Annotated in this window: 25 protein-coding genes and 1 tRNA gene; 13 read left to right on the top strand and 13 right to left on the bottom strand. The window is 68.5% G+C overall.

The genetic code is table 11. The features are described from left to right. Positions 1 to 238: 238 nt before the first annotated feature. Complete coding sequence (locus tag KLK06_RS59700; protein ID WP_308168180.1) at positions 239 to 2,194, top strand: AAA family ATPase; 1,956 nt, start codon at positions 239 to 241, stop codon at positions 2,192 to 2,194. Between the two features lies 1 nt (position 2,195). Here the strand turns inward: KLK06_RS59700 and KLK06_RS09655 are convergent. Continuing rightward, positions 2,196 to 2,282: transfer RNA gene (locus KLK06_RS09655), tRNA-Ser, on the bottom strand. Positions 2,283 to 2,306: 24 nt separating this feature from the next. Between KLK06_RS09655 and KLK06_RS09650 the strand changes: the two genes are divergently transcribed. Further along, the gene (locus KLK06_RS09650; RefSeq protein WP_214635011.1) at positions 2,307 to 2,660 is read left to right on the top strand and encodes an STAS domain-containing protein; all 354 of its coding nucleotides are present in this window, start codon (positions 2,307 to 2,309) and stop codon (positions 2,658 to 2,660) included. Between the two features lie 8 nt (positions 2,661 to 2,668). On the opposite strand, the gene KLK06_RS09645 is transcribed toward KLK06_RS09650, so the two are convergent. From KLK06_RS09645 to KLK06_RS09620, 6 genes are read right to left on the bottom strand one after another with little or no spacing between them, the layout of a single operon-like run. Further along, positions 2,669 to 3,514: an NUDIX hydrolase gene (locus tag KLK06_RS09645; protein WP_214635010.1), complete on the bottom strand. Its 846-nt coding sequence runs from the start codon at positions 3,512 to 3,514 to the stop codon at positions 2,669 to 2,671. A gap of 26 nt (positions 3,515 to 3,540) precedes the next feature. Next, positions 3,541 to 4,281 carry a M15 family metallopeptidase gene (locus KLK06_RS09640; protein WP_214635009.1) on the bottom strand — a complete coding sequence of 247 codons (741 nt, stop codon included), beginning with the start codon at positions 4,279 to 4,281 and terminating at the stop codon, positions 3,541 to 3,543. Positions 4,282 to 4,335: 54 nt separating this feature from the next. Then, positions 4,336 to 4,821, bottom strand: a complete 486-nt coding sequence (locus KLK06_RS09635; protein WP_214635008.1) for a universal stress protein — start codon at positions 4,819 to 4,821, stop codon at positions 4,336 to 4,338. Positions 4,822 to 4,836: 15 nt separating this feature from the next. Further along, on the bottom strand, positions 4,837 to 5,076 hold the full coding sequence (locus tag KLK06_RS09630) for a hypothetical protein (RefSeq protein ID WP_214635007.1): 240 nt from the start codon (positions 5,074 to 5,076) through the stop codon (positions 4,837 to 4,839). After that, positions 5,073 to 5,492, bottom strand: a complete 420-nt coding sequence (locus tag KLK06_RS09625) for a hypothetical protein (protein WP_214635006.1) — start codon at positions 5,490 to 5,492, stop codon at positions 5,073 to 5,075. The genes KLK06_RS09630 and KLK06_RS09625 overlap by 4 nt, the downstream gene beginning before the upstream one ends. Then, complete coding sequence (locus KLK06_RS09620) at positions 5,489 to 7,303, bottom strand: MDR family MFS transporter (protein WP_214635005.1); 1,815 nt, start codon at positions 7,301 to 7,303, stop codon at positions 5,489 to 5,491. Before KLK06_RS09620 ends, KLK06_RS09625 begins: the two co-directional genes overlap by 4 nt. A gap of 86 nt (positions 7,304 to 7,389) precedes the next feature. Here KLK06_RS09620 and KLK06_RS09615 point away from each other — a divergent pair, with 86 nt between their 5' ends. Then, positions 7,390 to 7,962 carry a TetR/AcrR family transcriptional regulator gene (locus KLK06_RS09615; RefSeq protein WP_214635004.1) on the top strand — a complete coding sequence of 191 codons (573 nt, stop codon included), beginning with the start codon at positions 7,390 to 7,392 and terminating at the stop codon, positions 7,960 to 7,962. Positions 7,963 to 8,008: 46 nt separating this feature from the next. On the opposite strand, the gene KLK06_RS09610 is transcribed toward KLK06_RS09615, so the two are convergent. Continuing rightward, a complete protein-coding gene (locus KLK06_RS09610) occupies positions 8,009 to 8,764 on the bottom strand; it encodes a metallophosphoesterase (protein ID WP_214635003.1) in 756 nt (251 codons plus the stop codon). A 112-nt stretch (positions 8,765 to 8,876) separates the two neighbouring features. Between KLK06_RS09610 and KLK06_RS09605 the strand changes: the two genes are divergently transcribed. Continuing rightward, positions 8,877 to 9,887, top strand: a complete 1,011-nt coding sequence (locus KLK06_RS09605; RefSeq protein ID WP_214635002.1) for a hypothetical protein — start codon at positions 8,877 to 8,879, stop codon at positions 9,885 to 9,887. A 114-nt stretch (positions 9,888 to 10,001) separates the two neighbouring features. After that, complete coding sequence (locus KLK06_RS09600) at positions 10,002 to 10,787, top strand: SDR family oxidoreductase (protein ID WP_214635001.1); 786 nt, start codon at positions 10,002 to 10,004, stop codon at positions 10,785 to 10,787. Positions 10,788 to 10,830: 43 nt separating this feature from the next. On the opposite strand, the gene KLK06_RS09595 is transcribed toward KLK06_RS09600, so the two are convergent. Beyond that, positions 10,831 to 11,292, bottom strand: a complete 462-nt coding sequence (locus KLK06_RS09595; protein ID WP_214635000.1) for a GNAT family N-acetyltransferase — start codon at positions 11,290 to 11,292, stop codon at positions 10,831 to 10,833. A gap of 117 nt (positions 11,293 to 11,409) precedes the next feature. On the opposite strand from KLK06_RS09595, the gene KLK06_RS09590 reads away from it, so the two are divergent. The 8 genes from KLK06_RS09590 to KLK06_RS09555 all read left to right on the top strand — a co-directional run bounded on the left by KLK06_RS09590 (position 11,410) and on the right by KLK06_RS09555 (position 17,518). Beyond that, positions 11,410 to 11,838, top strand: coding sequence for a hypothetical protein (locus KLK06_RS09590; RefSeq protein WP_214634999.1), 429 nt, complete (start codon positions 11,410 to 11,412; stop codon positions 11,836 to 11,838). Further along, on the top strand, positions 11,832 to 12,059 hold the full coding sequence (locus tag KLK06_RS09585; RefSeq protein ID WP_214634998.1) for a helix-turn-helix transcriptional regulator: 228 nt from the start codon (positions 11,832 to 11,834) through the stop codon (positions 12,057 to 12,059). Before KLK06_RS09590 ends, KLK06_RS09585 begins: the two co-directional genes overlap by 7 nt. A 2-nt stretch (positions 12,060 to 12,061) precedes the next feature. Then, positions 12,062 to 12,478 carry a helix-turn-helix transcriptional regulator gene (locus KLK06_RS09580; RefSeq protein ID WP_308168179.1) on the top strand — a complete coding sequence of 139 codons (417 nt, stop codon included), beginning with the start codon at positions 12,062 to 12,064 and terminating at the stop codon, positions 12,476 to 12,478. Between the two features lie 39 nt (positions 12,479 to 12,517). Continuing rightward, positions 12,518 to 12,946 carry a VOC family protein gene (locus tag KLK06_RS09575; RefSeq protein ID WP_214634997.1) on the top strand — a complete coding sequence of 143 codons (429 nt, stop codon included), beginning with the start codon at positions 12,518 to 12,520 and terminating at the stop codon, positions 12,944 to 12,946. A 58-nt stretch (positions 12,947 to 13,004) separates the two neighbouring features. Beyond that, positions 13,005 to 13,448, top strand: a complete 444-nt coding sequence (locus KLK06_RS09570) for a MarR family winged helix-turn-helix transcriptional regulator (protein ID WP_214634996.1) — start codon at positions 13,005 to 13,007, stop codon at positions 13,446 to 13,448. A 14-nt stretch (positions 13,449 to 13,462) separates the two neighbouring features. Continuing rightward, on the top strand, positions 13,463 to 14,677 hold the full coding sequence (locus KLK06_RS09565; protein ID WP_308168178.1) for an alpha/beta fold hydrolase: 1,215 nt from the start codon (positions 13,463 to 13,465) through the stop codon (positions 14,675 to 14,677). Positions 14,678 to 14,858: 181 nt separating this feature from the next. Beyond that, positions 14,859 to 16,502 (top strand): hypothetical protein, encoded by a 1,644-nt coding sequence (locus KLK06_RS09560; protein ID WP_214634995.1) that lies wholly within the window; start codon positions 14,859 to 14,861, stop codon positions 16,500 to 16,502. Continuing rightward, complete coding sequence (locus tag KLK06_RS09555) at positions 16,499 to 17,518, top strand: hypothetical protein (protein WP_214634994.1); 1,020 nt, start codon at positions 16,499 to 16,501, stop codon at positions 17,516 to 17,518. Before KLK06_RS09560 ends, KLK06_RS09555 begins: the two co-directional genes overlap by 4 nt. A 9-nt stretch (positions 17,519 to 17,527) precedes the next feature. Here the strand turns inward: KLK06_RS09555 and KLK06_RS09550 are convergent, their stop codons facing one another. From KLK06_RS09550 to KLK06_RS09535, 4 genes are read right to left on the bottom strand one after another with little or no spacing between them, the layout of a single operon-like run. After that, complete coding sequence (locus KLK06_RS09550) at positions 17,528 to 18,127, bottom strand: ATP/GTP-binding protein (protein WP_214634993.1); 600 nt, start codon at positions 18,125 to 18,127, stop codon at positions 17,528 to 17,530. Further along, the gene (locus tag KLK06_RS09545; RefSeq protein ID WP_214634992.1) at positions 18,108 to 18,506 is read right to left on the bottom strand and encodes a DUF742 domain-containing protein; all 399 of its coding nucleotides are present in this window, start codon (positions 18,504 to 18,506) and stop codon (positions 18,108 to 18,110) included. Before KLK06_RS09545 ends, KLK06_RS09550 begins: the two co-directional genes overlap by 20 nt. Further along, positions 18,503 to 18,934, bottom strand: a complete 432-nt coding sequence (locus tag KLK06_RS09540) for a roadblock/LC7 domain-containing protein (protein WP_214634991.1) — start codon at positions 18,932 to 18,934, stop codon at positions 18,503 to 18,505. Before KLK06_RS09540 ends, KLK06_RS09545 begins: the two co-directional genes overlap by 4 nt. Further along, positions 18,931 to 21,327, bottom strand: coding sequence for a nitrate- and nitrite sensing domain-containing protein (locus KLK06_RS09535; protein WP_214634990.1), 2,397 nt, complete (start codon positions 21,325 to 21,327; stop codon positions 18,931 to 18,933). Before KLK06_RS09535 ends, KLK06_RS09540 begins: the two co-directional genes overlap by 4 nt. Positions 21,328 to 21,380: the final 53 nt, after the last annotated feature.

The following is a 21,380-nucleotide window of genomic DNA, read 5'->3' as shown; positions in this document are numbered from 1 at the left end:
GTTGTAGGTTGGCGACCTCTGCCGATACTGATGGCGTTAACCTGCAAAGTATTTGCTGCCCCTTTACACCCACCAGGGGGAGAACACGGTGGCAAGACACGATCGAGAGGAATCTCTCGAGGAACAGCTGGCTTGGCTGGACGCGATCAAGGAGACGGAAGAAGCTCCGATCTCGGTCAGCGCCTCTGCCTCGGAGGACTCCGTCGCTTCGCCGTACCCCCAGGACCCTTGGCTCTCGGTGCCGACTCAACATGAGACGCCGACGCCGCTGTTCAGGGCCGCGGTCGACTCGGTGTACGGCACTCCGCCCGCGGAGGAGCTCACCGAGGAGGCAGCCGGTACGAAGGACGAACCGGCGCCCGTCACTCCGCCGGCGAGCCTGGGCAAGGCCGACGACGCCTTCCTGGCGCCGCTCAAGCCGCTGCCCCGGCCCGACGACACCGACTCCTACTCGCTGCTGTCCTTCCCGAAGCCGGAGAAGAAGCCGGCGGTCGAGGAGCAGGAGGAGGAGACGAAGGCCTCCTGGCCCGCGCCGCTGGAGTGGCCGCGTCCCGCGGAGACGTTCGACGAGCCGCGCCCGGTGGAGACGGCCGAGGAGCCCGCTCTGGGCACCTTCGAGCCGCCCCCCGAGGACGCCACGGAGCCACGGCTGGAGGTCCCGCTGACCTTCGACAAGCCGCTGACCTTCGACAAGCTGCCGAGCTTCGACAAGCCATCGGGGTTCGACAAGCCGCCGAGCTTCGACAAGCCCTCGGCTTTGGACAAGCCGTCCGCCTTGGACAAGCCGTCGGTCTCGGAGCAGCCGCCGAGCTTCGACCTGCCGCTGAGCTTCGACAAGCCGCCGGCCGCCGAAAAGCCGACCGCCTTCGAGGAGTCGCGGACTCTCGACGAGCCGCCGCCCCGCGCCTTCGACGAACCGAAGTCGCCGCCCCACGCTTTCGACGAGCCGAAACCGCTCCGCACGTTCGACGAGCCGAAACCGCTCCGCACGTTCGACGAGCCGCTGTCCCGTTCGTTCGACGAGCCGCTTCCCCGCACGTTCGACGAGCCGAAGCCGCGGCCCAGGGCCTTCGACGAGCCGCTCCCGTACGAGCAGGACCGCGCCTTCGACCAGCCGCGCTCGTACGGCCAGGACCGCGCCTACGAGCAGCCGCCCACCTTCGACGAGCCACTCACCTTCGACGAGCCGCCCGCCCCGCGCCGCCGTCCGGCCCCCGTGCCGGTCTTCAACGCCCCGCCCCGCCCCCCGATCACCGGCAAGCCCACGGCGGACAGCCTCGACCCCGAGTCGCTTCTCCGAGGCCGCCGCAACGCCCCCTCCAAGGGCTGGCGCCGCCTGATCTACAAGGCGTCGGGCGGCTGGATCAAGCCGGGCGAGCCGCCAGAGGTCCGCCGCCGCCGCGAGCTCCTGACCAGGGCCCGCACCCCGGTCGCCACCGGCCACCACCGCGTGGCCGTACTGAGTCTCAAGGGCGGCGTGGGCAAGACCACGACCACGGTCGGCCTGGGCGCCACCCTCGCCGCGATGCGCGGTGACCGGGTGATCGCGGTCGACGCCAACCCCGATCGCGGGACGCTGTCCGACAAGCTCACCCTGGAGACCTCGGCGACCGTACGCGACCTGCTCAACGAGAGCGACCAGGTCAAGCGGTACGTGGACATCAGGGCGTTCACCTCGCAGGCGCCTTCGCGGCTGGAGGTGCTCGCGTCGGACCGTGACCCGTCGGTGTCCGAGGCGTTCAGCGGCTCCGACTACCAGGCCGTCTCGCAGGTGCTGGAGAACTTCTACTCGATCTGCATCACCGACTGCGGCACCGGCCTGCTCCACTCGGCGATGGGCGGCGTGCTCGGCCTCGCCGACCAGATCGTGCTGGTCAGCTCGCCGTCGGTGGACGGCGCCAGGGCCGCGTCGGCGACGCTCGACTGGCTGGAGGCGCACCACTACGGCAACCTGGTCAGGGACGCGACCGTGGTGCTCTGCAGCGTCCGTCCGCGCTCGAAGTCGGCGGTCGACATCTCCAAACTGGAGGCCCACTTCGCCGCGAGGTGCCGTGCGGTGATCCGCGTGCCGTACGACCCGCATCTGGAGGAGGGCGCCGAGATCGACCTCGACCGGCTCCAGGAACCGACCAGGGAGGCTTACCTGCAGCTGGCCGCCTGCGTCGGCGACGGATTCGCCGCGCGGGGGGAGTGAGCGGAGGGTGTGGGATTCGAACCCACGAGGCCATCGCTGACCTGGCCGCTTTCAAGGCGGCTGCACTCGTCCACTATGCGAACCCTCCAGTGCGCACACCACCATAGCGGCTGTGGTGACGGCGGTGTACGTTCAGGAGGTGGCGGATCTCAACGTCGAGGTGGAACGGGCCGACGGCAGCGCGAGCGTGCTCCTGCGCGGTGATCTCGACAAGCTCACCGCGCCCGGGCTCAAGCAGGTCATGGCTGAGCTCATCGCCGCAGGTCACGTCTCGATCGTCATCGACACGGCCGCCTTGGCGTTCTGCGATTCCAGCGGGTTGTGGGTGCTGGTCGAGCATCAGCGCAAGGCGGGCGAGCGTGGCGGGTCGCTCCGGCTCACGGGCGTGCAGGGGGTGCTGCGCCGGGTCCTCGACGTGACCGGGCTGAAGGCCGCCTTCGACAGCGTCCTGACCGCCCAGCCGTGACCGGGCGGCTAATCGTCCAACTGTGACAGCAGCCACTTGGGGCCCACGGTCGTGGCGCCCAGCTTGCTGACGCGCTCCTTCAGCCCCCGGTCCGCCGTCACCACGAGCACCCGTTCCCACGGCCGCGCCTGCCGTACGACGTCGACGATCGCGTCGTCGCCGCTGCCCGTCGCGGCCACCACCTGGATGCCGGGCACGGCCGGCGCGCTCTTCGCGGCGCCCTCCACGACCGCCACGATCCGCGGGTACCACTGCGCGAGCACGGAATGCGCCAGCCGCAGCCCCGCGACGTCGGTCAGCAGCCGCGTCGCCGCGCCCAGCCGGTCCCTCCACCAGCCGTGCTCGGCGCGGGCGCCGATGATGTTCGCGACGTCGAGCACCAGCGTCTCGGGGGTGAGCTCCGGCTGGATCTTGTCCCACGTCTCGGCGAACCCGGGGTGCAGCCTCCTGGACTTGACCTCGGGCAGCGGCACCCAGCGCAGCTCGGTGCTCTCGTTGTTGGCGGGCGCCGCGGCCAGCAGCTCGGCCGACTCGGCGATCACGGTCTCGAACGACCACCCGCCGTGATCGTCCAGGTAGACACCCTGCACGCGCAGCTCGTCGCCGTGTACGGACGCCTCTTCGTGCGCCTCGCGCAGCGCGCTCGTCACGGCGTCCTCGTGGCTGTCGCGCGCACCTCCCGGCAGCCCCCACGTGCCGCCGTGGTGGCTCCACCAGACCCGCTTCTGCATGAGCACGTGCGGGACGCCCTGTCCGTCATGGTGTACGGCCAGGAGCCCCGAGGCCCCGTGCAGCCCCCAGTGCCGGTGCCCGCGCTCGCATTGGGCCCAACCGTCGCCGTCCTTCGCCGCCATGGTCTGATTCTGTCAGCCCGGCGCCGCTACCGGCCGTTGCGGCTGAAGTGCTGGAAGTCCTTGGTGCCCGACCAGGCGCCGCCCCAGCCCCAGCCCACCGAGGCGAAGGCCCTGACGACCCGGTCGCCCGGGTTGATCACGCCCTCGCCCTTCGCCGGGCGCTTGGCGAACTTTTTGGCGTTCTGATGGGCGGTGCTGCCGCTTGCGGTGACATACGGGTTCTCGCGCGGGTTGAGGTCGATCGCCTCGCCGTAGGCGTGGTTGGACCAGTTGCTGGACCCGGTGGCCGCGCGGCAGTTGAAGGCCGAGGTGTTGTCGGCGTCGATCGAGTCGTAGTCGTCGCCCTTGTAGACGTCGACGAGCCGCATCTGCTTGATCGGGTAGCGCATGGCATACAGCTTCCCGAAGACCTTGACGACGTCGCCGGTGACGGTCTTGCGCACGACCAGCTCGCCGTTGTGCGCCTTGTCGTCGAAGCCCCAGTACGTCATCGTGATCAGCCGCAGGTCCTGGTAGGAGACCGGGCAGCCGGGCTTCCACGAGTAGGGCAGGCGGCTGCGGGAGATCTTGGTGACCGTGGCGGTGAACTTCGGCGGCCCGGCGGGCTTGGGTGCGGCGGTCTTCGCCGTCGGGGTGGGCGTCGCGGGCACCGGCGGCTGGGTCTGAGCCTGGGGCTGGACCTCGGGCCGCGCCGGTGCGGCGACCGGCGCCTGCCCGCCGCACGAAACGGACGCGAACACCACGAACGCAGCGGCAGTACGTTTCATGCGGCCACCCTACGCGACGTCCTACGAGGTCAGGGCGCTATCGGCGATGCCAGGTCAGGGCACGATCAGCACGGTACGGCGAGCGCGCCTGGCCAGCCCCACGGCCACCGAGCCGCCGAACGTGTGCCACGGCGAGCGGGACCGGCCCACCACGATGGCGTCGGCCATGCAGGAGTCCGCGAGTGTTTCCAGCTCACGCGCCGTGTCACCCCGTACCATGACGAACCGCCACGGAACGCCGACCCCGCTCAGCTCGGTCCGCAGGTCCTCGGTCAGGTCTCCGGCCGAGTCGGGGATGATCGGCGAGCCCGCGAAGAACCACAACGTGGCGCTGGTGAGCGTCTCCACGAACGCGATGAGCAGCGCGGCGTTGTCCCGCCGGGCGAGCCCGGCCGCGTACGCGAGCGCGTTGCGGCTCGGGCCCGATCCGTCGAAGCCGACCACCAGCAGCCCGGTGCCGTCCTTGCCGATCTCGAACTGCTCGCTGGGGAGCCTGCCTAGGAGGGGCTCCCACCGGTCGTCTGTGCTACCGCCGTACACGGCATGCCTCGCACGTCAGCCGTCGGCGACGTGCTTGCCGCGGCCGGCGAGCTCGCGCAGCGCGTCGGCGGCGTAGATCACGATGGCCACGAACGAGACGCCGGCCAGCGCGCCGCCGACCCACAGATCGTTGACCGTCGCGTCGGCGTAGGCCGCGCCCCGGGGCTGGTAGCCCACCGCGAACGGCGCCGCGATCAGCCACACGCCGGCCAGGAACAGCACGACAAGGGCGGAGACGCCCAGCTTGGCCTTCATCGGTTCTCCTCCACTCCCACCAGGGCGGGCTTGCCGTTCTGACGGTGGTCGCCGCGTCCGGTGTTGTTCAGGTCCTCGCGCAACGCCTCGACGAGCGGGGCGAGCAGGCTGGCCAGCTCCGCGGACGACCCCTGCGGCGCGGGCGCCACCGGCTCGGGCTCCGGCTCGGCCTGCTTCTGCCGTACGGCCACCAGGCCGCGGACCACGAGCTCCTCATGGATGGCCGCGACGAAGGCGGCCACGCCGACGAGCCCGACGACGGCGACGCCCAGGCCGGTGAAGAATTCGGAGGTGGTCGGGTCGGTCCAGTCGGCGTTCTCCGGCTGGGTGCCGAGCGCGAACGGGGCGATCATCAGCCACAGCCCGGCCATGAAGGCCAGAGCGGCCGCGACGGCGCCCACGAACTTGCGAATCATGATGAGACTCCTCCTATGACGAGGTCTTTCCGCGGCGGCGCGGCCTGCGCGATCAGAGCGCGTGAGGTGGGACGCAGCACGCTCTGCGCGACCGATCGGGCGCGCTCCCGTTCGGTACGGTCATCGGGCGGCGCCATCCTGGCGACCGCGGACAGCAGCGCGGACGGCTGGCCGTTGACCCGCTCGATCCGCTGGGCGATGAGCTCCAGCAGCAGCCCGGCCAGGACCAGGTCGTCCTTGCTGAGCGGCTTGGGCTCCGGCGCGGGCATCGCGGGGCCTCTGAGCGGCAGTTCCTTGAGGAAGAGCGTCGCCACGAAGCCGAGCAGCGCGATCGGCACGCCGACCATGAAGACGGTCTCCAGGCCGCGGGTGAAGGATTCGAGCACGATGTGCTTGATCGGCCCGGGCAGCGACTGGATGGCAGTGGGGCTGCCCAGCTTGGGAGAGTCGCCGCCGGGCAGCGCGATGTGCGCGGCCCGCAGCATGTCGGTCATCTCGCTGTTGAGGCGGTTGGTGAGGATCGCGCCGAACGCGGCCACGCCCACGGCACCGCCCAGCGACCGGAAGAACGAGACACCCGCCGTGGTGGACGCCATGTCACGCAGTTCGGAGCCGTTCTGCGCGGCGAGGATGAGCATCTGCATCGACAGGCCGAGCCCGGTGCCCAGTACGGCCACGTCGAACCCGATGAGCCACTCGCTCGACTCCACGTGCAGCCGCGACAGCAGGAACAACCCCACGGCCACGATCAGCAGGCCCGCCACCGGGAAGATCTTCCACTTGCCGGTCTGGGTGACGATCTTCCCGGAGATCACTCCGCCCAGGAACAGCGCCACCACCATGGGCAGCGTCATCAGCCCCGACTCGGTGGGGCTCAGCCCCTTGACGATCTGCAGGTACTGCGGCAGGTAGATCATCGCGCCGAACATCGCCACGCCGACGAACAGCGAGGCGGCCGCGGTGAGCACGAACGTCCGGTTCCTGAACAGCCTGGGCGGCAGGATCGGGTTCCGGGCCGTGCGCTCGGAGAGCACCGCGAGGGCCAGCATGAGCAGGCTGATGGCGCCCAAGGCGTACGTCCAGAAGGAGTTCCACTCGAACTCCGTGCCGCCCAGCGTCAGCAGCAGCATCAACGCGCTCGCGCTGGCCGTGATGGTGGTCGCGCCCCAGATGTCGACGGAGGTGTTGCGCCGGATCCTCGGCAGCTTCAGCACCTTCTGGATCACGATGAACGCGATCAACGCGAACGGCACGACCACGTAGAAGCACCAGCGCCAGCCGAGCCAGTCGGTGTCCACGATGAACCCGCCGAGCAGCGGCCCCGCGACCGTGGAGATGCCGAAGACGGCGCCCATGTACCCCGAGTAGCGGCCGCGCTCCCGCGGTGACACGATGTCGCCGAGGATCACCTGAGCGAGGGCCGACAGACCACCCACACCCAGCCCCTGTACGGCACGCGCCGCGATGAGCTGCCCGATGTTCTGCGACAGACCGGCCACGAGCGACGCCGCGACGAACAACCCCAGGGCGCTCTGGAACAGCAGCTTGCGGCCCCACAGGTCGGACAGCTTGCCCCACAACGGCGTGGAGACCGTCATGGTCAGCATGGTCGCCGTCGCCACCCATGAGTACTGGTCCTGGCCGCCGAGTTCCCCCACGATCGTCGGCAACGCCGTGCCGACCACCGAGGTCGAGATCATCGAGGTGAGCATGGCGAGCATGAGCCCGGACATGACCTCGAGAATTTCGCGGTGAGTGTATTGCCGCCTCGCGGGGGCCGCGGCCTGTGTCTGGGCTACCAAGACCCACATCCCCTTCCTACCATTTCTCCTCGGCGAGTATACGCTCGTTTACTAGCCGCGCGGCAAGTGGGGTGTTCTTGAGTAGAGTTCGGGCCATGGAAGCGCAGTTGACGGACGCCCGGCCGCGCGATCGTGCGGCCACCCGCCAGCGGCTGCTGGAAGCAGCGCGCATGCTGTTCGGCGAGTACGGCTACGAGCAGGTGACGGTCCGCATGATCGCCTCGGCGGCGGGCGCCAACATCGCCTTGGTGGGCCGCTACTTCGGCTCCAAGGCGGGCCTGTTCGGCGAGGTCCTGGCGGGCGAGCCGACGGTCCGCGCCGTGGTCGAGGGCGACCGGGCGGGCCTGCCCAGACGCCTGGCGGAGTACGCCGCCGAACGCATGTCCCACGACCCGGAGAGTCCCATCCTGCGCTCACTCGAACGGTCGGCGGGCGATCCGGAGATCCAGGCGCTCGTCCGCGATCGCCTGCAGGCCGTCTTGATCGAGCCCATCGAGGCCCTCCTCGGCGGCCCGGACGCGCACGCCAGGGCCCGGATGGCGACGGCGGTCTTCCTGGGCATCGGCTCGGTCCGCCGCCTCGTGGGCCCCGAGACACCGTCACCCGCCGACGTCGACCGGCTCACGGCGGTGTTCGAACTCTGCCTGGGCCTGGAGCCCCTGCCCTAGCGGTCGTGTGCGCGCACCGGGCCATTTTCGCCACCTCTTTGTGGGGTCAGACGTGGATCGGCAGCTCTTTCAGCGTGCCGTCCGAGGCGAGTTCCAGCACGCTCACCGCGTCGGGACCGTAGGCGACCTGCGAAAGGCAGACGACCTCCGTGGCACCGACCCGCTCCCTGAACGGGGTGTGCATGTGACCGCAGGCGTGCACCTGAGGCGCGAGCCGGTCGGTCAGCGCCCGGATGGCGTCCCGCCCCACCGGCTCCTTCCCCCGGTGAAGGTACGACAGCCCGGAAGGCCATTCGTGCGTGAGCAGGAGGTCGACACTCTTGCCGCGGGCCTGATCGAGCAGCAGGTTGACCTGTGGCCTGGTGAAATAGCCGTACTCCTTGAGCCGCTCCGGCGTGACGGCGGGAGGCGTGTCAGGCTCGCTGAAGTGGCGCGAGTAGATGCCGGACAGGAAGGCGACCCGAAGACCGGCCACCTCCCGTACGCCGGAGCGCCCCAGAAAGTGAAAGCCGGGCGCCCATTCGCCGGGGCCCTGGGCGTCGAGTGACGGCCATGGCTCGTGGTTTCCGCCGATGAAGTAGACCGGTGCGCTCATGCTGCGCCACCCGGCGACGAACTCCGGGAAATCGCCGACCTTGCGATATTTGGCCGGGCCGCCGACGCCGAGGCTGTCCGCCTCGGTCCTGTTGGGCTCGGCGTCGCCGACGCTGAAGATGGCGTCGACGGGACCGCAGTGCCGCCGGACTATCGCGTCGGCCTTGGCGAAGTTGGCATGGATGTCGCCGATGACCGCGAATCTCATGGGTCGATCATGCTGAGCGGCGGGCTCGGCGGACAACCGGATTTCGGCCGGGACGGGGACCTTACCTTCCGGTAAGCCGATCTCGCGGGCGCATCCGTGTTGGCTGAGATCCATGGAACCGGACCGGAAACCGAAATCAGAGGCGAACGCCGCAGCCGACTTACTCGTCGAATGGCTCGCTAAGACGTTCAGAAAGGCCAGTAATTACACTGTGGCGGTGACGACCGGAGGCGATCTGGTCGTCTCCAAGGTGGGGGGACTGTCCGTGGGATCGAGGAGCAAGCTAACCGGACCCGGACAAAAGATTCTCGATCACGTCAAGGACAACCCCGACTACAAGGCTTATAACGTATATTTGGCTGGCAAATTCACCAATGATACGGCCAGCAACCACGCTGAAATGTGCATACTCGCCGCGTGCAAGAGAGGCGGGGTGGCCTATATCAAATGCACGTCGCCCAACTGTGCCTACTGCAAGGCGACGATCGCGGCGTACGGCATCACCAATGGCAATGCCAAGGGAAAGGGCAAGAGCCAGATCGGATGGTGCCACCCGTACTTGCAGGTCAACTACGGAACGGCGCGCGGGACCGATGTCGATGCCCAGCTCGAGGAGCTCGCGAAGGTCAGCGCTATGGATGCTTCCGGCGTCTCGGTGGATGACAGCCTGTACAAGGAGGGTGGCCTTGCGCAGAGTCCTCCGTCGGAAGGCGCATTAACATTGATCAGCGCTAAACCTAAGCCTCGCGAAAAGAGCGCCGACGAGGGCGAAGTAAAGAAGTCGGGCGCGCGTAAGACGGTCAAGTCGCCGATTTTTGATCGTAGTACTGTTTCGTTCGATAACAAGCGGATGAAGGAGCGGATAATAAACTCGCCCCCGCAAAAGAGCGGCGGCACAAGCAAGGTCAGGGGCGGTGTCGAAAGTAAAGCCGAGGTCGGCAGCGACAGCGAAGATGACAGCGCCGAAATCAGCGGCACGAGCCCGGAGAAGGCCGAGGTCGACCCGGGCAAGGAGAAGACCAAGGTCACCACGAGCAAGAAGAAACCCGAGGTCAAGCAGTCGCCGCGCCGGAGCGCCCGGCTCCGCAAAAGGACTCTCCCGAGAGCCAAGACCCGGGGGTAACTGCCCTTCGGGCCCGGTCATTACGCCTACGATCGTGGTAAGTCTCACTCGGCCGCGCCCTCGGTATTGAAACACGTTTCAGTTTGACCTTAGGCTGCGGTCGGAGGTCATGACATGATCCTGGACCGCTTCCGCGTCACCGGCCACGCCGCCATCGTCACCGGTGCCGGCCGCGGCATCGGCGCGGCGACCGCGATCGCCCTCGCGCAGGCGGGCGCGGACGTGGCGATTGCCGCCCGCACGGAGGAGCAGCTACGCGCCGTCGCAGCCCAGGTGGAGGAGGCGGGCAGGCGGGCGCTGATCGTCCCCGCCGACTTGAGCGTGCCGGGCGCCATGGAGGCGCTCGCGAAGCAGGCCGTGGACGCTTTCGGCCGGGTGGACGCGATCGTCAACAATGTGGGCGGAGCGCTTCCCCGCGCCTTTCTCGACACCACGCGGAGACATCTTGAGAACGCGTTCCAGTTCAATGTCGGGATCGCCCATGAGCTGACGCGGGCGGCCGTACCGTACCTGCTCGAGACCGGCGGCTCGGTGGTGAACATCACCTCCGCCGTGGGCCGGACGGCGGGCCGTGGTTATCTGGCGTACGGCAGCGCCAAGGCGGCGCTCACGCACTACACGCGGCTGGCCGCCCGCGACCTGGCGCCCAGGGTGCGCGTCAACGCGATCGCCGTCGGCGCGGTCGCCACCTCCGCCCTCGACATCGTCATGACCGACGAGAACCTGCGTACCCAGATGGAGCAGGCCACCCCCTTGAAGCGGATCGGCGAGCCGGAGGACGTGGCGGCCGCGGTGCTCTACCTGGTCTCGCCCGCCGGGCGCTACCTGACCGGCAAGGTGCTGGAGGTCGACGGCGGCATCGACCAGCCCAACCTCGACCTCGCGATACCCGATCTCTGAGGAGGGGGCCCTGCCGGAAAGGGCCGGCGACCGAAGCTCGCCCCTACCCGCGAGTGTGCGGCTCCAGCGGCTGGCTGAGCAGCCGGCGGCCCTCGTCCCGGAAGCCGTGCTTGCGGTAGAAGTCGAAGAGGTGGCTCACGTCCTGCCCGTTGGGGGCGATCACGATCTCGAGCCGGCCGCAGCCCCGGCCGGCTGACCAGCGCAGGCTGTCCTCGATGAGCCGCTGGGCCTCGCCGCGCCGGCGCGCGTCCGGGGCGACGTAGAGGTCTTCGAGCTCGGCGATCAGGCCGGATTCGAGCCCGAACGTGGTCGTGGTGATGGCGCACGCGACCACGCGATCGTCCGCCTCGCTCACCGCGACGCGAGCCGTGGGAGAGGCGATCAGCGTGGCCAGGTTGGTCCGCAGATCGGCTTCCGAGGTGGCGAAGCCGTCCTCCTCGTAGAAGTCCACGGCGAGGGCGAGCAGAGCCGGCAGATCTTCCGGGGCAGCGGTCCTGATGGGCATGCACAACATGATGGCCGAGGCCGCATCGGCGACGCGATGTAAAATCTTCTAGACATGGAGTCGCATTCTGGCTACCTTGATGATGTCAAATATTCTATACATCGCATGGGGTGGGCCGTGACACATGAGGAGAAACGCGCGTGGATCAGGCTGGTCGTCGCCGTGGTCGTGTACGCCGCCTATGTGGTCATCATCCTGAGCCGCGCCAACGGACGCCCCCTGCCTGAGGTGCCGTACGCCACCACCCTGCTCTGGACCGTCGGCGCGGCCATCGTCGCGTCGATCGTGGCCGAGATCGGGATCGCGATCGTGAACCCGAGGGCGTCCCGCGCCACGGACGAGCGCGACAGGGAGATCGGCCGGCTCGGCGAATACACCGGCCAGTCGTTCGTCGTCATCGGCGCGGTCGCGGCGATGGTCATGGCGATGGCCGAGTGGGACCGGTTCTGGATCGCCAACGTGGTCTACCTCTGCTTCGTGCTGTCGGCGGTCGTCGGCGGGATCACGAAGGTCATCGTGTACCGCAGGAGTCTGCCGCAGTGGTGAAGTCGACGCGCGTCACGAACCGCATCCGCTCGCTGCGCTTCGCGCACGACGAGATGACCCAGGCCGACCTCGCCGAGCGCATCGGCGTGACCCGGCAGACCATCATCGCCATCGAGCAGAGCCGGTATTCGCCGTCCCTGGAGATGGCCTTCCGGATCGCCCAGGTGTTCGGCGTCCCGCTCGACGACGTGTTCCAGTACCCCGAGTCCCCGGGAGAGTGACTGTGCGACTGCTTCCGCATCTTCGCCGGGCGCACGACCACATCGACCGTCACTACCAGGCGGCGCTGGATCTCGACCAGCTCGCCGCCGTCGCCGGGGTGTCCAAGTTCCACTTCGCCCGCAGCTTCGAGGCGGCCTACGGCGAGACGCCGATCCGCTATCTCACCCGCCGCCGCATCGAGCGCGCCCAGGACCTGCTGCGCGTCGCGAACCTCACGGTGACCGAGGTGTGCATGGCGGTGGGGTTCGCCAGCCTCGGATCGTTCTCGTCGCGCTTCACGCAACTCGTGGGAGAAAGCCCCACCGCCTACCGTGATCGGTGGGCCGCTCGCGGCGGCCCGCACGTCCCCAGGTGCTACCTGTTCATGCGCGGGGTCCTCGACCCGAGTGGTACGGCCGGACCCAACAGCGCAATCTGAAAGAAGCGGTCGCCGCAGGTCGCCGCATACCGTAGTCACATGATTACCAACATCTCACTGGTCACCGTCTACTGCCTCGACCAGGACAAGGCACGCGACTTCTACGTCGAGAACCTGGGCTTCGAGTCCCACACCGACATCACCATGGGAGAGGGTTTCCGCTGGGTCACCATCGGCCACCCCAGCCAGCCCGAACTCGAGGTCACCTTGATGATCCCCGGACCGCCGCTCGACGCCGACGCCGCCGACTTCATCCGGCGGCAGCTCGAAAAGGGCCAGATGGGCGGCCTCGGTCTCCAGGTCGACGACTGCCGCAAGACCTATCAGGAACTGAGCGCCAAGGGCGTGACCTTCCTCCAGGAGCCGTCCGACCGCCCGTACGGCGTCGAGGCCGTCATGCGCGACAACACGGGCAACTGGCTGGTCCTCGTCGAACCCAAGGAATTCACCCCCGAGGACTTCGCCTGATCGGTGCCGCCTCAGCTCCTGTGGGCAGATTTACATCAAACATCGATATAGTACGAGCGTGGATCACCCCCTGAACCTCGACGAGCTGACCACCGCGATCGAGGACTTCAACACGGTCTTCATCCGGCTTCCGTCGGTCCGGAGGTTCAACTTCTCGACCTTGTCGGTGCTCCACACCCTGTCGCGCAAGGGACCGCTGCGCCTGACCGATCTGACGGCCACGGAGCAACTGAAGCAGCCTGCGCTCACGAGCCTGGTGGCGAAGCTTGAGCGAGACGGGCTGGTGTCACGCCGTCGTGACCCGAACGACGGCCGTGCTGTTCTGCTGTCCCTGACCGAGGAGGGCGGGCGGATTGTCCGATCTCGTCACGCGGACCGGGTGGCGAACCTGGCACGTCTCGTGGACCGGCTGAACGACCAAGAGCGTGCGGTGCTCGCTGGTTCGGCGCGCGTCCTGGCTCGTCTGACCGAGATCGCAGCGTCCGATGTCGCGGACGACTAGATGAGGAGACAATCGTGCCCCTTGAGCCGACGCCGATCCACGTGTCCGACGAGGTGCTTGATGACCTGCGTCGCCGACTGACCACGACCAAGTGGCCGCTGGACGCCGGCAACGACGACGGCTACTACGGGGTGCGCCGCTCGTACTTGCAGCAGCTCGTGGCGTACTGGGCGGACGGGTTCGACTGGCGGGCCGCCGAGCGTGCGATCAACGCTTACGAGCACTACCACGTCGACGTCGGCGGGGTGCCGGTCCACTTCATGCGTAAGCCGGGTGTCGGACCGAATCCGGTGCCGCTGATCCTCAGCCACGGCTGGCCGTGGACGTTCTGGCACTGGTCCAAGGTCATCGACCCGCTCGCCGACCCGGCCGCGTTCGGAGCCGATCCGGCGGACGCGTTCGACGTGATCGTGCCGTCGCTGCCCGGCTTCGGGTTCTCGACACCGCTGACGCATCACCCGGACATGAACTTCTGGAAGATCGCCGATGTCTGGCACGAGCTGATGACCGGTGTCCTCGGGTACAAAAAGTACGCGGCCGGCGGCTGTGACGTCGGCGCACTGGTCACCGGGCAGCTCGGGCACAAGTACGCCGACGAGCTCTACGCGATCCACATCGGGTCCGCGCTGAAGCTCACGTTCTTCAACGGCGACCGCGCCTGGGACATCAGCGGCGGCAGGCCCATCCCGGAGAACCTGCCGCCGGCCATCCACGACCGGCTCATGGAGGTGGAGAAGCGCTTCGCCGTCCACCTGGCAGCCCATATGCTCGACTCGGCCACGCTCGGTTACGGGCTGGCCGACTCTCCGGTCGGCATGCTGGCCTGGATTCTCGAACGTTGGACGAACTGGTCCGACAACCACGGGGACGTGGAAAACGTGTTCACCAGGGACGATCTGCTCACCCACGCGACGATCTACTGGGCGGGCAACGCCATCGACACCTCGATCCGCACGTACGCCAACAACAACCGCTACCCGTGGACACCGTCGCATGACCGCCAACCGGTGATCGAGGCGCCCACAGGCATCACCTTCGTCGGCTATGAGAATCCGCCCGGCGTGACGACCAGCGACGAGCGGGTGAAGAGCTTCCTCGACAGCGACCGTGCCGCTTGGTACAACCACGTCAACATCACCGCTCACGACCACGGCGGGCATTTCATCCCGTGGGAGATCCCGGACGAGTGGGTCGAAGACCTACGGCGTACGTTCCGCGGACGACGCTGACCGGACGTGCTCGCTTCGGCGGCGCCGAAGCCGGCGGCGCCGAAGCCGGCGGCGCCGAAGCGGCACCATTTCGCGGCAAGGCTCATGCGATGTTGCGGCAAAGGCCGCGCCGCTTCGTTCTCAGGTCTGGCAGGGTCGACGCGGCCTTGCTGATCGGGCGGCGAGTATGGGCGGAGAGAATATGAACCTTGTCGGGGATGACGAGCAGTTCGAGCGCCTGCTCGTCGCTGCCCGGTCATATGGCGAACATCGCCCTCCTAGGGACGACAGCGGGCCAGTGGTCGTGGCGGAGGCGTTGCACGAGGACATCAGGGTCATCGTGCGCAACCTCCTGGTGGCGAACGCGATCTGTGAACTGAGGTCGGCCCGGCTGGTCGTGCTCACCGGCACGGACCGGGAGTGGAACGAGGCGCTTTGGGAGCAGTTCGACATCGAGCGGGTTCGGCGGCTGGCCGAGGCGTTCGGTGCCGCCAAGGTGTTCGACGTGCATGACCTCGTGAATCGCCACCTGGCCGACCGAGGTGACAGCCCGACCGAGGTGAGTGACCTCGAGACGATCGACGTCGTGGAGAAGGCGACGCTGATCCGGCTGGGCCGGGTGCCGCGACTGCCGGACGCCGAAGAGCCTTGGCATCGATCGCGGCGCAGCCGGACCAGGGCCTTCTCCGCCGTCTACGACCGGCTGTTCGCCGAGCTGTCGCCGGACGCGCTGGTCACCAGCCATGTCGACTACGACCAGTGGGGGCTGGCGGTCGATACGGCCATACGCCGGGAGATCCCGGTCGTGCATGTACAGAGCACCGGGACCCTGAAGGCTTACGCGCTCTTCCCGGAGCGGCGCAGGGGACTCGGCACTTTCCGGGCGGAGCTGACCGGCCAGATCGCCGAGTATTTCGAGGAGTTCGTCTGGCCGTACCGGGACCTCCTCAAGCCGAGCGCGGAGTTGCTGGCGTGGCGGGCGAAGGTCAACCTCGGCAGGCCGAGCTGGTGGCGGGCCGGAAATGTAAGCGATTTCGAACTGCATACCGAAACGGAGCGGCGCCAGATTCGCCAGCACGCGTGCGAACGTTTCGGGATCGACCCGGACCGGCCGGTGTTCACCGTCTTCCACCATGCCGTCTCCGACGCTCTCGGCACCAACAGGGAGCTGTTCGATGATCTGGCGCAATGGTTCGAGGAGACCGCGGACTTCGCCGCCGGGAACGACTCTGTGAGCTGGCTCTTCCTGGATCATCCGAGCCAGTTCCGGTATGACACGACCGGCCATTTCGCCGCGGTCGCCGCCCGCCATTCAGCGCATGCGCATATGGCTTTCATGCCCAGCCTGGCGCTGTCGAAGAACGTGCTGTGGAGCATGACCGAGGTGGGGGTGACAGTCCGGGGGAGCGTCTCCAATGAGCTGCCTGCTTTCGGCATCCCCGTCATCCAGGCCGGTTGGTCCGAGTGGAGCGGATGCGGGCTGTCGCACGTCGCCCAGACGCGGGACGACTATTGGCGGCTGCTCGGCGAGGCCGTCGCCAAGCACGCGAAGGGCGAGTCCATCCTGGGAGCCGAGCAGCGGGAGCGGGCCCGACTGTGGCTCTGGCTCTACCGCAGCGGGGCCGACGTGCCCTCACCGCTGGTGCCGCACTGGGAGGTCGGGCAGGGCAACGAGTACCTGAGTACGCTCGTCGCCGGCCTGCGGCACGTGGAGCGTGACGGCGACCCGCTCTACTGCTCGGTACGCAGGATGTGGGAGCGGCGCGACCCGCTGCTGTCCCGGTTCGACTTCCAGGATGCCGGCGGGTTCGCCGCGGCCCTGGCCGCTTCGAGGAGCGCGTCATGAGCACATCGCCGATCGCCGGCACCGCCACCGACTTCGACAAGCTCGTCGTTCCCTGCGCGGTGCCGATCGAGATCGCCAGCGGCCAGGAGGCGGCGCTGCAGGTCGCCGACCAGGTGCATCGTGGCGTCCAGATCGTGGGCCGGTTCGAGCGCTCGGGACTGGCCGGCTTCAAGGTGGCCGCCGCGGGCCGTCGGCTGCGGGTCACGGTCACGCTGGCCGTGGACGCCGGTTCGGTGCGCGGTTGGCACGGGGGAGAGCCGGACGCGGCGGAGGCCGGTAAGGGCCTGCCACGGCTCATCCAGATCCGCTCTCAGGGGCGGTTGCGCCAATGCGTGCTGCTGAAGGCCGGCAGCCGCATCAAGAGGAGTGTGGTCGTCTTCGACCTGCTGCCCGAGGAGATGCCGGACGATGGTCTGATCTGCGTCGAGGCGCTGGACATCATGGAGGGCCGCGGCGTTTCCGGCGCGGTCCGCGAAGCCGTGGCGGGATCCGTCATGGAAGACGGCGTAGCCGGGCTGCGCATCGACAGTGTGGCCTTCGCCGTGAGTCCGGCGGAGGGCCAGGTCATGGCCGCCGCCCGCCAGACGTGGGGAGGCGCGGGCAGCGAGGAATCCTCCTTGATCAGCTGCGGCGGCTCGGCCGGCCGCCGCGACAGCCGCTCGCTCCGCTCCGGCCTGCTCATCGTCAACCCCGTGCCTCCGGGCGTCTTCGGCTCGGGAGGCGCCCTGACCATTCGCCTCGGCAGCAGGGCGGAGGCCACATCGGGCAGGCGAGTTCGGGCGCTGATCCGGAAGGCCCGGCCCGGGGGCAACGGCTGGGCCCTCAGAGCAGGCGCGCCGACCGTACGGCAGGTCCTGAGCATTCAGGACGGCGACCTGGCGCCGCCGATCCAGTCGACGAGCGGCAACACCACCGAACTCGAGCTCCCGGCGCCCGTGAACGCGCCGGCCCTCGTCTTCGTCACGGCCAAACAAGGCGTCGTGCCCACCCTGCTGTCCACGACCTGGACCCCTTGACGGGCCCGGTCAGGCCACAGGGTGGGGCGCGACGCGGGACTGGGCGGCCATCAGGTGCTCGATGAGCGCCAGCAGGACATCGCGGCCCGCCGTCCGGTCGCGGGCGTCACAGAGCACCAGCGGCACCTGCGGATCGAGGTCGAGTGCCTTGCGGATCTCCTCCTGCGTCCGGTCTTTGACGCCGTGGAAGCAGTTCACGCCGATGACGAAGGGGATGCCGCGGCTCTCGAAGAAGTCGATCGACGCGAAGCTCACGTCCAGCCGGCGGGTGTCGACCAGGACGATCGCTCCCATCGCTCCGTTGACCAGGTCGTTCCACATGAACCAGAAGCGTTCCTGCCCGGGGGTGCCGAACAGGTAGAGCACGAGCTGGCTGTTGAGGGTGATGCGCCCGAAGTCCAGTGCGACGGTTGTGGTGGACTTGCCGCTCAGCCCTTCCAGATCGTCCACGCCGACGCTGGCATCGGTCAGATACTCCTCGGTACGCAGGGGAGCGACTTCGCTCACCGCGCCGACCAGGGTCGTCTTCCCGACGCCGAAACCACCGGCGATAAGGATCTTCACCGCCAGGGGAGCACTGTCCCCGTGGTCAGAGATTGCGTAGCCCATCCCTCACCGCCTCAAGGATTGCCATACCGGGAAGGCCGCCTGCCTGGGCGAAGGCCAGGGGTGGCCGGGCCCGCAGTTGCCTGGCCTCGATCAGATCGCCGATGAGGATCTTGGTCACCGACACCGGGAGGTTCAGCGCGGAGGCGACCTCGGCCACCGCCAGCGGCCGCTTGCACAGAGCGAGGATGGTGCGGTGCTCCGGCTGCATTCTCCGGCGGTCGTGTCCGGTGTCCGAAGAGACCTCGGGGATCGCCGTCAGCAGGGTGATCAGTGTGAGGTCGTCCCGTTCGGAGATGGTTCGTCCGCCGGTGATCGTATAGGGACGGACAAGGGACTCGTCGGCGCCAGCGTCGTCGAAGCCCTCCGTCCAGTGTTTCATCCGTGTCTCCCCGCGTCATCGGCCTGCGGGTTACGCGCGTCGGTTCCCAGCCTCTGGCCGACCTGCTGGACCAGGGTGTGCATCGCGACGGCCATCAGTTCGGCGTCGACCTCCTGGGACGCGACCACGGCCAGATGGGTGCCGCGGCCCGCGGACGTGATGAACAGCCACAGGTCGGCCATCTCGATGATGACCTGGTGAACCGGTCCGCCGCTGAAGAGTTGCCCGACGCCGCGAGCCAGGCTCTGCTGGCCTGTGGCGATCGCGGCGAGGCGTTCGGCGTCCGCGCGTTCGATGGTCTGGGACCGGCTGATCACCAGGCCGTCGTCGGACAGCACGATGGCGTGCCGGGTGCCCGCGACCTGAGCGACCAGGCCGTCCAGGAGCCAGTCCAGGTCTGTGTCGGTGGCGGTGGTTCGCTGCGTCATCCTCGATCTTCCGTCCTAGGGGAACCGGGTTCGGCGGTTCCGTCCTGCCGGGGCTGCAAGGCGTCGTCACCGGTCCGGCTCCTGCGGGACTGCCTCTGGAACGCACCGATTGTGGCACTGGATCGGCTGGGTTGGTCGCGTACGGCCCAGCTCTCCTGGTCGGCCTGTTCGTCCCGGTCCGCCGGGGCTCTGAGCTCGGTGACCAGGTTCGCCTGGCGCACCCGCTGAGGCAGCGGGCCGAGGTCGGAAGACGGGGGTGCGTCGCCCTGATCCGGCGATCCGGCGGCGGGTGCTGTCACATGTGCCATCGCGCGTCCCCTGGAGCGGGTCGGCAACTGTGTCTCATCCTGGGGTGGGGCACTTTCCTGCGGGTGGGGCTGCGGATCGGTGGGGACCTCCTCGGGAACCGCGGCCGGCTTGGGTACCGCCCGGGGGCGGTCCACCACCAGCGACTTCGGCAGCAGCACGATGACGCGGGTGCCGCCGAAGGCCGACGTCCGCAGCGTTACCTGGAGTCCCAGGCTCGCGGCGAGCCGGGCGACCACGTACAGGCCGAGCCGCACATCGTCGGCGTGCGTCATCACATCGAGCTGCGGCGGCGACTGCATGAGGGCGTTGGCGGCGACGTACTGCTCGGGTTCCATGCCCAGGCCGCGGTCCTCGATCTCCACCGCGATGCCCCGGCTGACCGATGCGGCCCGCACCTCGACGGGGGTCGGCGGCTTGGAGAAGGCGGTGGCGTTCTCCATCAGCTCCGCCAGGACGTGGACCAGCGGTCCCACCGCGCGCTCGGCAATCCAGGGTTCGCCCTCGACCTCGATCAAGATCCGTCGGTAGTCCTGGACCTCGCCCTGCGCGGCGCGCAGGACGTCGAGCAGGCGTACCGGCTTGCGCCAGCGGCGTTGCGGCTGGCCGCCGCCGAGGATCACCAGGTTCTCCTCGTAGCGGCGCAGCCGGGCGGTGAGATGGTCCAGGTCGAACAGGCCCTCCAGCACCTCGGGATCCTCGTGCTTGCGCTCCAGTTCGTCCAGCTTCTTCAGCTGAAGACCGATGAGGATCTGGGTACGGCGGGCGATGCGCTGGAGCATGCGCTGGAAGCCACGGTGCTGTTCGGCCTGCCGTACGGCGGTGAGCACAGCGCTGCGGCTGGCCAGATTGAGGGCCTGCCCGAGCTCGCCGAGCTCGTCGGGAGTGGGCTCGACCATGTGTACTTCCGCGTCCACGTCGACGTCCTCGCCGCGCCCCAAGCGGGCCACCACGTCGGGCAGCCGCTCCTGGAGTTCCTGGGCCTCCTCGCGCAGGTGGCGGATGCGCCGGCGAAGGATGGCGGTCAGGCGCCAACTGGTGACGACGACCAGGATCAGGGCGAGCAGGCCCACGCTGCTGACGCTCATGAAGACCACGAAGAGCGTGCGGGCGTGGGCGTAGCCGATCGTGCTGACGTTGTCGAGCCGGAGGCTGAGGACTTGCAGCAGTTGCGGGGAGATCGTGTCCATCGAGGAGCGCCAGGGGCCGCTGACCTCGCGGAGTGACACCTGGCCGCTCTCGCCGCCGGTCCCGGAGGTGACCAGCCGCTCCTCCAGAGCGGTCAGGGCCTGCCACGCCTTGCTGGCCGTCAGCGTTCCGTACTGGCTCTCGTTCGGCAGGAGGCTGGGGGCCACCCGGGAGCGCAGGAGGTGCTCCTTGGTGCCGATGGCGTCGGCGACCAGGTCCCACTCGTCCTTCGTCAGGTGCCCCGTGTCCCAGCCGCGGGCCAGAATGGCGTCTTCGCGGCCGAGCATGTCGATGACCCAGAAGAGGTCGACCAGTGTCTGCGCCTTGGTGCCCACCTCGCCGTGCTCGGTGTGGCTGAGGGCGGTCAATACGCTGAGGTCGGACTCGATGACGCCGCTGTAGTAGTCGAACGCCTTCTGCGGGCTGGACGAAGCGCCGTCCACCGCCCGGCGCTGCTGGTCGAGGAGGCCGAGGCCGCGTACGGTCCGGGTGACGGCCTCGGTGAGCCCATCCTGCCCGTTGGGGGCGTCCAGAGCCGCCAGCGGACGGAAGACGCTCACGGCCTTGTCGGTCACCGCGCGCTGCTTGGCGAGCTTGTCACGGGAGGCGTTACGGGGGTCGGCCTGGGCCTCCGCGGTGAGTCGCCGCTCCTGGTCAAGGGTGAAGAACAGGTTGGCCGCGGGTCTGCCGACGGTGGTGGTGGCCAGATCCATCTGGGCCTTCTCGGACTGCCACTGAGTGAACAGTTGGTACATGCCCGAAGCCAACAGCGGGGCGAAAGTGATGCTCGGTACGAACACCACGATGATCAGCACCGTACGCAAGGGCAGTCGGCGGCCACCGGCCGGTCGACGCGGCCGGCCGCTGGTCGACCCCGGTAACCCGTTCTCGTCGCCCACGGTCCGTGTTCTTCGCCGCCCGACCCTGCCCAATCCAGCCACGTGCCGGACAC

The sequence above is a fragment of the Nonomuraea sp. NEAU-A123 genome, assembly GCF_018603905.1.
In the GTDB taxonomy this organism is placed as follows: domain Bacteria; phylum Actinomycetota; class Actinomycetes; order Streptosporangiales; family Streptosporangiaceae; genus Nonomuraea.
The sequence above is the reverse complement of the archived record's forward strand: the minus strand, read 5'-3'. Positions and strand labels throughout refer to the sequence as shown.